This window comes from Nocardia sp. NPDC050712 (assembly GCF_040654295.1).
GTDB lineage: Bacteria > Actinomycetota > Actinomycetes > Mycobacteriales > Mycobacteriaceae > Nocardia.
Genome location: NZ_JBFAHT010000001.1, coordinates 1228292 through 1241779 on the forward strand (window position 1 = coordinate 1228292; position 13488 = coordinate 1241779).

11 protein-coding genes are annotated in these 13488 nt (G+C 69.0%); 9 read left to right on the forward strand and 2 right to left on the reverse strand.

All coding sequences use genetic code 11. The annotated features are described in order from the left end of the window. Positions 1-214: 214 nt before the first annotated feature. From AB0H76_RS05895 to AB0H76_RS05910, 4 genes are all read left to right on the forward strand, one after another. Positions 215-2491 (forward strand): polyribonucleotide nucleotidyltransferase, encoded by a 2277-nt coding sequence (locus tag AB0H76_RS05895; RefSeq protein ID WP_357317928.1) that lies wholly within the window; start codon positions 215-217, stop codon positions 2489-2491. A gap of 68 nt (positions 2492-2559) precedes the next feature. Beyond that, positions 2560-3879 (forward strand): pitrilysin family protein, encoded by a 1320-nt coding sequence (locus AB0H76_RS05900; protein WP_357320442.1) that lies wholly within the window; start codon positions 2560-2562, stop codon positions 3877-3879. 114 nt (positions 3880-3993) lie between these two features. Then, positions 3994-5493: a hypothetical protein gene (locus AB0H76_RS05905; RefSeq protein ID WP_357317930.1), complete on the forward strand. Its 1500-nt coding sequence runs from the start codon at positions 3994-3996 to the stop codon at positions 5491-5493. Positions 5494-5569: 76 nt separating this feature from the next. After that, on the forward strand, positions 5570-7330 hold the full coding sequence (locus tag AB0H76_RS05910; RefSeq protein WP_357317933.1) for an alpha/beta-hydrolase family protein: 1761 nt from the start codon (positions 5570-5572) through the stop codon (positions 7328-7330). A gap of 8 nt (positions 7331-7338) precedes the next feature. Here the strand turns inward: AB0H76_RS05910 and AB0H76_RS05915 are convergent, their stop codons facing one another. Further along, positions 7339-7650 carry a helix-turn-helix domain-containing protein gene (locus AB0H76_RS05915; protein WP_357317935.1) on the reverse strand — a complete coding sequence of 104 codons (312 nt, stop codon included), beginning with the start codon at positions 7648-7650 and terminating at the stop codon, positions 7339-7341. Between the two features lie 91 nt (positions 7651-7741). Here AB0H76_RS05915 and AB0H76_RS05920 point away from each other — a divergent pair, with 91 nt between their 5' ends. Continuing rightward, positions 7742-8971 (forward strand): MFS transporter, encoded by a 1230-nt coding sequence (locus AB0H76_RS05920; protein ID WP_357317938.1) that lies wholly within the window; start codon positions 7742-7744, stop codon positions 8969-8971. A gap of 98 nt (positions 8972-9069) precedes the next feature. Continuing rightward, complete coding sequence (locus AB0H76_RS05925; RefSeq protein WP_357317941.1) at positions 9070-10512, forward strand: pentapeptide repeat-containing protein; 1443 nt, start codon at positions 9070-9072, stop codon at positions 10510-10512. Here the strand turns inward: AB0H76_RS05925 and AB0H76_RS05930 are convergent. Further along, positions 10491-10886 (reverse strand): VOC family protein, encoded by a 396-nt coding sequence (locus AB0H76_RS05930; protein WP_357320444.1) that lies wholly within the window; start codon positions 10884-10886, stop codon positions 10491-10493. The genes AB0H76_RS05925 and AB0H76_RS05930 overlap by 22 nt on opposite strands. A gap of 153 nt (positions 10887-11039) precedes the next feature. Here AB0H76_RS05930 and AB0H76_RS05935 point away from each other — a divergent pair, with 153 nt between their 5' ends. From AB0H76_RS05935 to AB0H76_RS05945, 3 genes are all read left to right on the forward strand, one after another. Beyond that, entirely contained in the window at positions 11040-12143 is a 1104-nt protein-coding gene (locus tag AB0H76_RS05935; protein WP_357317943.1) for an alcohol dehydrogenase catalytic domain-containing protein, read from the forward strand. 136 nt (positions 12144-12279) lie between these two features. Further along, positions 12280-13224 (forward strand): NAD(P)-binding domain-containing protein, encoded by a 945-nt coding sequence (locus AB0H76_RS05940; RefSeq protein WP_357317946.1) that lies wholly within the window; start codon positions 12280-12282, stop codon positions 13222-13224. Beyond that, a complete protein-coding gene (locus AB0H76_RS05945) occupies positions 13221-13475 on the forward strand; it encodes a hypothetical protein (RefSeq protein ID WP_357317949.1) in 255 nt (84 codons plus the stop codon). The genes AB0H76_RS05940 and AB0H76_RS05945 overlap by 4 nt, the downstream gene beginning before the upstream one ends. Positions 13476-13488 lie beyond the last annotated feature (13 nt).

Sequence of the window (13488 nt, forward strand, 5' to 3'; positions counted from 1 at the left end):
CGGTAGTGGCCTCTCGGTTACCCGTTGGGCTTCGATCGATGATCGCCTCCGCGTAGCCGCCCTTGGCAATATTCCAGCCAAGGGGAAATCGGCCGGGTCTGCGCGTCGCAGCCAGGATGGTTGCCGCGTGTCCGTGCCAGGTACGGCTGACGAATAGCCGGATCGCGCCTACGAGGCGCTGGATCCGGCGAAGACGAGAGGTTGAGAGAAGAGAATGACCGAAACAACTGAACGCAAGTCCTCGGCCGTAGAGGTCGAGCCCGGTGTGTTCGAATCCGTCGCGCTGATCGACAACGGCAGCTACGGCACCCGCACCATCCGCTTCGAGACCGGCCGCCTGGCCCGTCAGGCCGCCGGCGCCGTCGTGGCCTACCTGGACGACGAGACCATGCTGATGTCCGCGACCACCGCGGGCAAGCACCCCAAAGAGCAGTTCGACTTCTTCCCGCTGACGGTCGACGTCGAAGAGCGCATGTACGCCGCGGGCCGCATCCCCGGCTCGTTCTTCCGTCGCGAGGGCCGCCCCTCCACCGACGCGATCCTGACCTGTCGCCTGATCGACCGTCCGCTGCGCCCGTCCTTCGTCGACGGCCTGCGCAACGAGATCCAGGTCGTGGTGACCGTGCTGTCGCTGGATCCGCAGGACCTGTACGACGTGGTGGCGATCAACGCCGCGTCCGCGTCCACGCAGATCGCCGGCCTGCCGTTCTCCGGCCCCGTCGGCGGCGTGCGTGTCGCCCTGATCGAGGGCCAGTGGGTCGCGTTCCCGACCGTCGAGCAGCTCGAGGGCGCCGTGTTCGACATGGTCGTCGCGGGTCGCGTGGTCGAGTCCGGTGACGTCGCGATCATGATGGTCGAGGCCGAGGCCACCGACAAGGTGATCGCGCTGATCGACGCCGGCGCGCAGGCGCCGACCGAGGCCGTGGTGGCCGAGGGCCTGGAGGCCGCCAAGCCGTTCATCGCCCGTCTGTGCCGCGCGCAGGCCGATCTCGCCGAGCTGGCCGCCAAGCCGACCGGTGATTTCCCGCTGTTCCCGCCGTACGGCACCGACGTGTTCGAGGCCGTCGAGGGCACCGCCAAGCGTGAGCTGAACGAGGCGATGAGCATCGCCGACAAGCAGGAGCGCGAAGCCAAGATCGACGAGATCAAGCTGGACGTGCTCAGCCGCCTCGGCGATGATTTCGCCGGCCGCGAGAAGGAGCTGGGCGCCGCGTTCCGCTCGGTCACCAAGAAGCTGGTGCGCCAGCGCATCCTGACCGACGGCTTCCGCATCGACGGCCGTGGTCTGGCCGACATCCGCGCGCTGTCCGCCGAGGTCGCGGTCATCCCGCGCGCCCACGGTTCGGCGCTGTTCGAGCGTGGCGAGACCCAGATCATGGGCGTCACCACCCTGGACATGGTCAAGATGGCGCAGCAGGTCGACTCGCTCGGCCCGGAGACCTCCAAGCGCTACATGCACCACTACAACTTCCCGCCGTACTCCACCGGTGAGACCGGCCGCGTCGGTTCGCCGAAGCGTCGCGAGATCGGCCACGGCGCCCTCGCCGAGCGCGCCCTGATGCCGGTGCTGCCGTCGCAGGAGGAGTTCCCCTACGCCATCCGTCAGGTCTCGGAAGCGCTGTCCTCCAACGGTTCCACCTCGATGGGCTCGGTCTGCGCCTCCACCCTGTCGCTGCTGAACGCCGGTGTGCCGCTGAAGGCTCCCGTCGCCGGTATCGCCATGGGCCTGGTCTCGGACACCATCAAGAACGACAAGGGTGAGGACGAGGTCCGCTACGTCGCCCTGACCGATATCCTCGGCGCCGAAGATGCCTTCGGCGACATGGACTTCAAGGTCGCCGGCACCCGCGAGTTCGTCACCGCGCTGCAGCTGGACACCAAGCTCGACGGCATCCCCTCCAAGGTGCTGGCCGGCGCGCTGAGCCAGGCGCACGACGCCCGCACCACCATCCTGGACGTGATGGCCGAGGCCATCACCACCCCGGACGAGATGAGCCAGTACGCCCCGCGCGTCACCGCGATCAAGATCCCGGTCGACAAGATCGGCGAGGTGATCGGGCCCAAGGGCAAGGTGATCAACCAGATCACCGAGGAGACCGGCGCCAACATCTCGATCGAGGATGACGGCACGGTCTACGTCGGTGCGACCAACGGCCCGGCGGCGCAGGCGGCGATCGACATGATCAACGCCATCGCGAACCCGCAGCTGCCGAAGGTCGGCGAGCGCTTCCTGGGCACGGTCGTCAAGACCACCGCCTTCGGCGCGTTCGTCTCGCTGCTGCCGGGCCGCGACGGCCTGGTGCACATCTCCAAGCTGGGCAACGGCAAGCGCGTCGCCAAGGTCGAGGACGTGGTCAACGTCGGCGACAAGCTGCGCGTGGAGATCGCCGACATCGACAACCGCGGCAAGATCTCGCTGGTGCCCGTCGAGGAAGCCACCGAAGAGCCGGCCGCTGACGAAGCCGTTGATGCGGCGGCGGCAGCAGAGTAGTACTTGTCTCTGTGACGAAGAAGAAGACGGCCCCCCTGCTCGCCGGCGAGCAGGGGGGCTCGTCACTCCTGAGAGCCGACGAATCCCTGTCGCACTCCGTTGATTCGGGTGTGCGCCGTACTGTGCTGCCCGGCGGGCTACGCGTGGTCACCGAGCATGTGCCCGGGGTGCGCTCGGCGTCGATCGGTGTGTGGGTCGGCGTCGGCTCGCGCGACGAGGGCCCGACCGTGGCCGGCGCCGCGCATTTCCTGGAACATCTGCTGTTCAAGGCGACGCCGTCGCGCTCGGCGCTGGACATCGCCCAGGCGATGGACGCGGTCGGCGGCGAGCTCAACGCGTTCACCTCCAAAGAGCAGACCTGCTACTACGCGCACGTCATCGACGAGGATCTGCCGCTGGCGGTCGATCTGGTCAGCGACGTGGTGCTCAACGGCCTGTGCCGGTCCGCCGACGTCGACCTGGAACGCCAAGTGGTGCTCGAGGAAATCGCCATGCGCGACGACGACCCCGAGGACATGGTCGGCGACGCGTTCCTCACCGCGCTGTTCGGCGACCATCCGATCGGGCGGCCGGTGATCGGTTCGATCGAATCGATCGAGGGCATGCAGGCCGCGCAGCTGCGCTCCTTCCATCTGCGCCGGTATCGGCCGGACCGGATGGTGGTCGCGGTGGCGGGCAACATCGACCACGAGCACACCGTGGAACTGGTGCATCGCGCGTTCGCGCACCGGCTGGATCTGTCGGCGGCGCCCGCTGCCCGGCGCGAAGGCCGGTTCCGTCCGTCGGGTGTGCCGCAACTGCACTGGAGCCACCGCGACAGCGAGCAGGCGCACCTCACCTTCGGCGTGCGCGCCTTCGGGCGGCACGAGGGTGAGCGGCGCTGGCCGCTGTCGGTGCTCAACACCGTCGTCGGTGGTGGGCTGAGTTCGCGGCTGTTCCAGCGCATCCGGGAGGAGCGCGGCCTGGCGTACTCGGTGTACTCCAGTGTCGACACCTTCGCCGACACCGGCGCGTTCTCCGTCTACATCGGCTGCCAGCCCGAAAACCTCGGTCAGGTCGCGGCTTTGGCGCGCGGCGTGCTCGACGAGGTCGCCGAGCACGGCATCACCGATGCCGAATGCGCCCGCGCCAAGGGTTCACTGCGCGGTGGTCTGGTGCTGGGACTGGAGGATTCGGCCTCCCGGATGAACCGGATCGGCCGCAGCGAACTCAGCTACGGCAACCATCGCAGCGTCTCCGACACCCTGGCCCGTATCGACGCGGTATCCACCGAGGAGGTGTCCGCGGTCGCCCGGTCGCTGCTGTCGCGCCCGTTCGCGGCCTCGGTCGCCGGGCCGTACCGGCGTACCCGGGAACTCCCGGCCGCGGTTCGTCGCCTGGTCGCCTGAGTCCGCATACCCGTGGGTGATGTCACGCGTGTGACGTCACCCAACGGGCGTGTGCGGAGCTAGGATCGGCGTACCCGGATAGGGAGTTCGGGCGCGAGAATCATTGGGGGGCATGTGAATACGGTGTGGGCCGCGCTGGATCGGGCGCGGGTCGCCAGGGGGCTGCAACGGTTCGAGGAGGCGCGGCGGCTCCTCGGCGAGGCGCTGGTGCACGCGCCGGACGATCCGCGATTACTGGAGGCGATGGCGGACATCGCCTTTCGGCTCGACGAGGACGACGAGGCGCTGCGGTTCGCGCGGGCGGCGCTCGCGGTCGATCCGGATCGCTTCGACGCGCATCTCACCGCGGCGCTGGTCAGCAGCGCGATGGGCGAGAGCGAGACCGCGGAGCGGCACGCCCGGCGGGCGGCCCAGCTGCTGCCGCACAACGATTCCGTCTACCTGGTGCTGGCGCATGTGCTCATCAACGGGCCCGTGGTCGACAGTCGCCGTGCCGAAGCCCGCGCGGCCGTCGAGCGCGCGGTCGAATTGGCGCCCGACGATGCCGACACCCATGCGCAGGCCGCGGAGATCTATGTGCGGCTGCATGATTCGCAGGCCGCCGGGCGCCATATCGAGGCCGGGCTGGCGGCGGACCCGCTGCACGCGGGGCTGCTGCACCTGCGGGCGCGGTGGGAGTTCGAAGACGTCGGGACCACGCGGGACAAGGCCATCGCGACCCTGCGGGGGCTGCTCGGCGCCCGCCCCGATCACGTCGAGGCCCGCAAGCTGCTGGCCGAGATCATGTGGCGGGCGCTGCTGCGGCTGGTGACGTGGTTGTGGGCGTTCGCGTTCACGGTCGTGGTGCTGTCGATCTGGATCGGGCCGGGGGTGTTGCGCGTGGTCACCTCGCTGCTGTTCTTCGGTCTGCTGGCGGCCTGGTTCCGGGTGTTCCGGAAGCTGCGAAAGCAGTTGCCGCCCCGCTATTTACGCACTCGCCTCCGTCGTCGGCCGGAGGCCATAGCGGCCTTGGCGTCGCTGGTCTTCGCGAGCCTGCTCACGAACCTGGGTGTGCTGGTGCTGCGCACCGACCTGTCCGCCGGCGTCGTCCGGGCCGGATACGTCCTGATCGTCGCGGGCGTGGTCTTCGCGGCTCCGTCGCACCTGCTGTTGATGCTGGCCTGGGTGCGCGGCCGTGATACCGAGGCCGACCGCGCCGCCGCCGACGAGTACGCCGGCTTCAGTGGCTTCGCGATTGTGCTCCTCGGGGTGCCGCTGCTGGGGTTGCTGTCGGTGCTGCGCCTGTGGTCGCGCCAGCCGGCGGCGTTCTGGGCCGCCGTCCTGATCGTGTCCGTCGTCGTGCTCGCCCACGTGCTGGTGCAGGTGCCGTTCTTCGTTCTGGAATATCGGCGGCACGTGACGCCACTGCGCTGGGGTGCGGCACTGGCCCTGGTGGCGCTCCTCGCGACCGGCGGAACCTGCTGGGGCGCAGGGCAACTCTTCGCCCAGGACTTCCGCAGCGCGGACCGCCTTTCGGTGCCGGAATTCCCGGAACCACCGCATCGCCGTCCGCTCGAGATGCCGTCGCTGCACCTGACCGTTCCGCCCATGCCGCCGCCGAGTGGTGAGCGGTAGGGAGCATGTCCGGTAATAGCTGATCGGTTGCGTGTCGTTTCCCGGAACACCGGCCCGGGACGGGAAGACTCGGGCCATGACGGCCGAGCCGCAGTCGAGTCGATCGCTGTCCGAGCGGGTGCTGGGCGTACTCCGCGCCGCCGAACGCGCGATTCGGCCGAACTACACCGGGGTGGTGATCGGCGCGATCTTCTTCGCCTGGTCGGTCTCGCCCTCCCTGCTGCCGCGCACCTGGATCTTCCAGGGCCTGGTCAGCGGCATCAGCGCGATCATCGGCTACGGGGTGGGCTGCGTGCTGGAGTGGGCGTTCCGCAAGTGGGTCTGGCCGCGGCTGCCCGCGCGGATCCGGGCGCGGGCCCGGTTCTACCTGCAACCCTCGGATCGGGCCCGCCAGCTCACCAAGCTGGTGATCATGTTCGGCGCGGCCGTCGGCGCGGCGGCGGTGCTGGCGCGTTCGGCGCGCTGGCAGCGAGATCTGGAAATCCTCATGGGGATGGAGCCGACCAACACCTCCAGCTATCTGCGCGCCGAATTGCTGGCCGCCGCGACCGTCGCGCTCGTCATCGGTGTGTTCCGGATCGTGCGCTGGCTGATCCGGAGCATCGTGCGGGTGCTGAATATCGATTGGCGGATTCCGCGCGCCATCGCGCTCCCGGCCGGATTCCTGGTGGTGGTCGTGCTGAGTGCGCTGCTGTTCCAGGGCGTGCTGGCGAAAGCCTTCTTCAACGTGGCGAATTCGGCGTTCAGCGTGCGCAACAGCAACACCTCCCCGGCCGCGGTGCAACCCACGCAACCGGAGCGGTCGGGCAGCCCGCAGTCGCTGGCGCCCTGGAACACGCTCGGCTCCGAAGGGCGCTGGTTCGTCTCGTTCGTGCCGTCCGCCGATCGCATCGCCCAGGTGACCGGGGCGCCTGCCCGCGAGCCGATCCGGGTGTACGCCGGACTCGAATCGGCCGAGAACCCGGAGGCCGTCGCCGATCTCGTGGTCAAGGAGCTCGACCGCACGGGCGCCTTCCAGCGCAAGGTGCTGGTGCTGGTCACCACCACCGGCACCGGCTGGGTCGACTCCACCACCGCCGAGTCGATCGAATACCTCTACGGCGGCGATTCCGCCATCGCCGCCACGCAGTACTCGTATCTGCCCAGTGTGCTGTCGTTCCTGTCGGACAAGTCCAAGGCCACCGAGGCCGGCCGGCTGCTGGTGCACGCGGTGCACGAACGCTGGGCGCAGCTGCCGGCGGAGGCGCGGCCCAAGCTGCTGGTCTACGGCGAGAGCCTGGGTTCGCAGGGGTCCGAGGCCGCCTTCACCGGACTCGACGACATTCGCACCCTGGTGGACGGGGTGCTGTGGGTGGGCCCGCCCAATTCCAATCGCCTCTGGAGCCAGCTGACCACCCGCCGCGATCCGGGCACGCCCGAGATCCTGCCCATCTACGCCGACGGACTCATCGTCCGCTTCGCCGCCGACGCCGCGAATCTGGACCGGCCGAAGGGGCCGTGGGTCGATCCGCGCATCGTCTACCTGCAACACGCCTCGGACCCGATCGTCTGGTGGTCACCGGATCTGCTGTTCGAGGAACCGGATTGGCTGCGCGAACCGCACGGCACGGATGTCTCGAAATCCATTCGCTGGTGGCCGGTGGTCACCTTCTGGCAGATCAGCGCCGACTTGGCGCACGCGCAGAAGGTGCCGTCCGGGCACGGTCATCGCTACGGCACCCTGGTGCTGGACGGCTGGGCCGCGGTGGCGCAGCCGGACAACTGGAATCCGGATCTCGAGTCCCGGATCCGCCGCGCCCTCGACGAGGACTCCGACTGGGAGATCGCGCACAAATAGTCGGCCGGTCAGGCCTGGTTGGCCGCGGTGACTATCGCGGGGAGCAATCCGGGCAGCGCCTGATCGATGTCACCCGCGCGCAGGCGCTGGTGGATCTGCCCGTCGATGACGAGCCGTTCGATGAGCCCCGCCTCGCGCAGAATCCGGAAGTGGTGGGTGGCGGTGGATTTGTTGATCACCTCGTAGAGGGCGCTGCAGCGCACGGCGGTGCCGGTGTTGCTGAGGCGGCGGACCATTTCCAGGCGGATCGGGTCCTGCAGAGCGCCGAGAACAGTGGGGAGGGCGGCGACCGGCGGTAGCGGTTCGTTAGCCTCGGTCATGATCCACCTCACACGGGGGTTTCGATGTTCGTCGCGCCGGTTGTAGGGTCGACTGAAGTTCGATCGACATCAAACTTACCTGATCGGAGCGATGATGGCAGTCTCAGGGGCAGTGCCGGCCGACGAGCAGACCGGGCAGCGCTGGGCTTATCCCCTGGTACTGGCGGCCAGCGGCGTAGCACTGGGGGTGTCCGGCGTACCCGCTCCGCTGTACGGCATCTACGAGAAGGAGTGGCATCTGTCGCCGCTCACCACGACTCTCGTGTTCGCCGTGTACGCCTTCGGGGCGCTCGGCGCGGTACTGGTGTCGGGCCGGATCTCGGATGTGGTCGGGCGCAAGCCGGTGCTGCTGGGCGCCTTCGCCACCATGATCGCCGGGCTGGTGGTGTTCATGCTCGCCGACTCGGTGCCGATGTTGTTGCTGGCCAGAGCATTGCACGGGCTGGCGGTCGGCGCGACGGTGGTAGCCGGTGCGGCCGCGCTACTCGATCTGCGCCCGCAGCGCGGCGCGCGCTCCGGGCAGCTCACCGGCGTCGCCTTCAATGTCGGTATGGCCGTGGCGATTCTGGGCTCGGCGTTGCTCGCGCAGTACGCGCCGCATCCGCTGCGCACGCCGTATGTGGTGATCACCGTGGTCTGCCTGATCATCGGCGTCGGCGTGCTCGCCCTGCGCGAGCCACATCTCGCGCGCGTCGACGGCCGCATCCGGATCGCGAAGCCCGCGGTACCGCCCGAGATTCGGGCCGACTTCTGGTTCTCCGCGATCGGCGTGATGGCGGCCTGGTCGGTGCTGGGTGTGCTGCTGTCGCTGTATCCGTCGCTGGCCGCGCAACAAACCGGTATCCACAATCTGGTCTTCGGCGGCGCGGTCGTGGCCTCGACAGCACTCTCCGGGGCGACCAGTCAGCTCTTCGCGACCGGTATCCCGGCCCGGCGCGCCGCGATCATCGGCGACACCGGCATGGCCCTGGCACTGCTGCTGACCGTGCCCGCGCTGGCCACACACAACTGGGTCGCCGTGCTCGGCGCGGGCGTCGCGCTCGGCCTCACCTTCGGGCTCGGGTTCGGCGGATCGCTGCGGCACCTGTCCAATGTGGTGCCGCAGCACAAGCGCGGCGAGACCATGTCGGCGTACTACCTGCTGGCCTACGCGGCGATGGCACTGCCGACGATCCTCGCAGGCTGGGCCGCTACTACCTGGGGCCTGGACAACGTCTTCCCGTGGTTCGTCGGCGTGGTCGCGGTGGCCTGCCTGATGGCCGCGGCGCTCGGGCTGCGCAGCCATCGAGATCCCGACCAGTCGGCTTCGATCACGGGCTGACCGGCCCGGATGGGTGACATCTGAGCGCGTCCGGGGCATCGGCGTAGCCGATCTTGTCCTATAGTCGCGGCGCACCATCCGCGTTTAACATGCCCCTCATGCGATGGGGGAGGTTGGGCGACCGGGTGCGCCGCGCGGCACTGTTCTTCGCGGTGTCCACCGTCGTACTGCTCGGCCTGGTCATCGGCGGGTTGACCTGGTGGCTGTTGCGGCTCGGGCTGGGCGTGCAAGCCGAGCGACCGAATCAGGTGCAGCTCACCGCGATCGCGCTGGCCGTGCTCGCGGGCATCGGCGGGGCTGTCGCGGTGACCGTGGCCTACCGGCGCCAGCGCGACCTGGAACGCGGGCGGTTCGCCGAACTCATCGGCGGCGCGGTGCGTCAGCTGGGTGACGAGGATCCGGCGGTGCGGATCGCCGGGGTCTACGCGGTGGCCGTCATCGCCGACGAATGCGCCACCCCGCGCCGCCGCCAGCAGTGCGTCGACGTGCTCTGCGGCTATCTGCGCCTGCCCTACGAGCCCGGCGACGGCTCCAATCATCTGATCTCCCGGGCGGAATCGCTGGAAGAGGCCGGCAGCCGGGTGGAGCGGATCTATCACATCCGGCGCGACGATCGCGAGGTCCGCCGCACCATCGTCCGGGTCGTCGCCGAGCATCTGCGCCGCGCGCCCCAGGATTCCTCGTCGCGCCGCTACGCCGAGGTGTCCTGGTCGCAGTGCGACTTCGATTTCACCGGAGCGGTCTTCGACGACGCCGATTTCCAGGGCGTCGAATTCGCCGGTCGGTGGACGCTTTTCACCGGCGCGCGCTTCGTCGGCGACCTGCGCACCGATTTCGAACGGGCGCGGTTCACCGGGCGGCATCTCAGCTTTCACGGCGCCCACTTCGGTGAGGCACCGGTGGCCTTCGACCGGGCCGAGTTCCGGTGCGAGCAGACCAGTTTCGACGAGGCCGTCTTCAAGTCGCCGCACACCTCGTTCGCCGAGACGCTGTTCGCCGGCGCCCGAACGGGCTACACCGGCGCACGATTCGTCGGCATCGAGACCTCGTTCCGGGCGGCCAAGTTCGGGGCCGAGCTCACCTCGTTCGAGGGTGCCACGGTGGACGGCGAGCGGGTCTCGTTCGCGCACACCGTCTTCAGTGGCGCGCGGATCGCGTTCGGTGGTGCGCACTTCTGCGCGGCCGGCGTCGCCTTCGACGAGGCGCGGTTCGGCGGGCAGGGCCTGCGGCGCAACAAGTCCACCCGCGAGATCGACTTCGCCAAGGCGCAATTCCACGGCGGCGCCACCTTCGCCCGCACCGTCATCGGCGGCCGCTCGGCCGACTTCACCGCCTGCGACTTCTTCGGTGACGTGTCCTTCGCCGAGGCGCGCTTCGCGGCCGGGCAGATCCAATTCGGCAGTCCCACGGCGTGGGTGGGCGTGCGTTTCGACTGGGATGAGAACCCCACGCGCAAACCGGCTTCGGTGAAACCGGATCCGTGGCCACCGGCGCTGGAAGCGGTGGGGTCCTCGCCCGGTTACGCCGGCCAGCCGCCGTAGGGCACGGTGATCAACTCCAGGTAGTGACCGCTCGGGTCCTCGAAGTAGACGCCGCGCCCGCCGTCATGGTGATTGATCTCGTTGACGCCGTGCTTCTGTGGATCCGCCCAGTGCGCCAGCTTGTATCGCTGGATCTTGGCGTAGGCCACGTCGAATTCGGCTTCCGAGATCAGGAAGGCGTAGTGCTGGGGCTGGATATCCTCGATGAACGGCGGAACATTCGCCAGATCGAAGGTGACACCGTTCTCGGTGGTCAGCGGGATGAAGAAGCCCGCTTCCTGACCGATTTCCAATCCCAGCAGGTCCGACCAGAATTCCGCGGACACTTGCTTGTCGCGACAACCGACAATGGTGTGATTGAACTGTACTGACAGGGGATTACTCCTTGAATCGTGACGGTCCCGACCCTGGGCTCGGTACAAGGCGGCCGACAGGAGCACCGTCACGGTGCCCGAGATTAGTAGAGCGCCGGGGAGATTTTCAACCCCTGAGTGACGGGGGCCATGTTCGGCGGTAGCGTCGGGCCAATGAAGATTCGTGGTGCGGTTCTGGAGCGGATCGCGGCGCCGGTGCCCTTCGCCGAGTCGGCGCCGATCACCGTGTGCGAGCTCGACCTGGCCGAGCCGGGTCCCGGGGAGTTGCTGGTCCGGATCGAAGCGGCCGGGTTGTGTCACTCGGATCTGTCGGTGGTGGACGGCAACCGGGTGCGCCCGGTGCCGATGCTGCTCGGGCACGAGGCCGCGGGGCGGGTGGAGGCGGTCGGGCCCGGTGACGGCGACATCGCCGTCGGGCAGCGCGTGGTGATGACCTTCCTGCCGCGCTGCGGCGAATGCGCCGGCTGCGCCAGCCAGGGCCGAACCCCTTGCGGGCCGGGCAGTCTCGCTAACAACGCCGGGGAGCTGCTGAACGGTGGGCGGAGGCTGCGCCGCGACGGTGCGCAGGTGCACCACCATCTCGGCGTCTCCGCCTTCGCCACCTACGCGGTGGTCGATCGGCGCTCCGTCGTGCCGGTGGACGACGACGTGCCGCCGGAGGTCGCCGCGGTACTCGGGTGCGCGGTGCTCACCGGCGGTGGCGCACTGCTGAATTCGGCCCGGCCGGGTCCGGGTGATCGCATCATGGTGGTCGGGCTCGGCGGCGTCGGCATGGCCGCGGTGCTGGTCGGCGTCTCGCTCGGCCGTGAGGTGATCGCCGTCGACACGGTTGCCGAAAAGCTCTCCCTGGCAACCAAACTCGGTGCTACCGCGGTCTATACACCGGGCGAACTCGCCGACGGGGGGATCCAGGCCGAGATCGTCGTCGAAGCCGCGGGCAATATCCGGGCCTTCGAGACCGCGGTCGCGGCGACCGCCGCCGGCGGCACCACCGTCACCGTCGGTCTACCCGCTCCGGACGCCCGCGCCAGCATCTCCCCGCTCGCCCTGGTTGCTCAGGGCCGTTCCATCGTGGGCAGCTATCTCGGCTCCGCGATTCCCGCCCGCGACATCCCCGAATACGTCCGGATGTGGCGCGCGGGCAAACTTCCGGTCGAGCGGCTGATCTCCGCGCACATCGGGCTGGATCAGATCAACCACGCGATGGACGAGCTCGCCGCCGGGCACGCGCTGCGCCAGGTCATCATTTTCGACTGACCGCCGCCTCCTGAGCTGGATGCTTACCTCCAGCGGGGGTATTCGACCGAAAAGTAGGTACTTGCCGGTACCTCCGGCCGCCTCGAGACTGGCGCTATCAGGGCATGGCCCGTAGCGAATCGGACTGGGAGGCAACATGACCGGCAATACACCCGTGACGGTGCTCGGCATCGGATCGATGGGACGTGCGGTGGCGGCGGCCTTCCTGGCCGCGGGACATCCGACGACGGTGTGGAACCGCAGTCCGGAGCGCGCGGCGGCGCTGGTGGAACACGGTGCCGCGCAGGCACTCACGATCGAGGACGCGGTGCGGGCGAGCCCGGTGCTCATCGCCGTGCTGACGGGGTTCGACGCGACGCTGGACAGTCTCGCGCCGGCCGCCGGGGCGCTGGCGGGCCGCACCGTGGTGACCCTCAACAGCGGGAGTCCGGCGGGGGCGCGGGCGGCGGCGGCGTGGATCACCGCGCGGGGCGCTCGATTCCTCGGCGGCGCGATCAAGAATGTGCCTGCGGCGGTGGGGGATTCGGACACCCTGCTGTATTTCGGTGGTGCGCGTGCGGTGTTCGACGAGCAGGCCGGATTGCTGCGCGCGCTGGGCGGGGACCTCGCGTATTTGGGTCCGGAGCCCGATCTGGCGGCACTCTACGAATCCGCTGTCGGCGCGACCTTGCTGCCCGCCCTGCTCGGTTTCCTCGAGGGAGCCGCGGTGCTCGCCACCCGCGGCATTCCCGCCGCCACGATGGTGCCGTACTCGCGCAACTGGCTTCGGATGATCGAATCCCTGCTCCCGATTCTGGCCGAGGAGATCGACACGGGGGACTACACGAAGCTGGGTTCCTCGGTCGACCTGTTCGACGCCGCCGTGGCCGATGATCGCGCCCTCGCCGCGGAGTCCGGGGTCGACCTGTCCTGGCACGAGCCGATGCACGAGCTGGTTCGGCGAGGTGTCGCTGAAGGGCTTGGTGCGCAGAGTATTTCGTCGTTGTTCGAGGTGATGAAGCAGCCTGCCGGTTGGGCGGGTCCGGCGCGTCGGGCGCCAGGGTTCATGGTGGCCTCCCCGTTGCGCAACCCCGAATCGTGAAGGGCTACCTGCTCGACACCTGCGCGGTGTCGGAGTGGATCGAACCGCTGCCGAACCCGGGGCTGATGCGGTGGCTCGACGAGGTCGACGAAGATCGACTGCACTCGAGCGTGATCACGCTCGGTGCGCTCCGCAAACGAATCGAACTCTTGCCCGCCGGTGCGCGCCGGCAACGCAGCGTCGAATGGCTGACCGGGCCGCTGCTGGACCGGCCGACGGGCGTGCCTGTGTTCTGTCCGTGGGCGGTGTGAAGAAAGACTCGGG

Coding starts and splice junctions, on each gene's coding strand:
- AB0H76_RS05895 (WP_357317928.1), top strand. CDS start 215: ATGACCGAAACAACTGAACGCAAGTCCTCGGCCGTAGAGGTCGAGCCC.
- AB0H76_RS05910 (WP_357317933.1), top strand. CDS start 5,570: ATGACGGCCGAGCCGCAGTCGAGTCGATCGCTGTCCGAGCGGGTGCTG.
- AB0H76_RS05915 (WP_357317935.1), bottom strand. CDS start 7,650: ATGACCGAGGCTAACGAACCGCTACCGCCGGTCGCCGCCCTCCCCACT.
- AB0H76_RS05920 (WP_357317938.1), top strand. CDS start 7,742: ATGATGGCAGTCTCAGGGGCAGTGCCGGCCGACGAGCAGACCGGGCAG.
- AB0H76_RS05925 (WP_357317941.1), top strand. CDS start 9,070: ATGCGATGGGGGAGGTTGGGCGACCGGGTGCGCCGCGCGGCACTGTTC.
- AB0H76_RS05935 (WP_357317943.1), top strand. CDS start 11,040: ATGAAGATTCGTGGTGCGGTTCTGGAGCGGATCGCGGCGCCGGTGCCC.
- AB0H76_RS05940 (WP_357317946.1), top strand. CDS start 12,280: ATGACCGGCAATACACCCGTGACGGTGCTCGGCATCGGATCGATGGGA.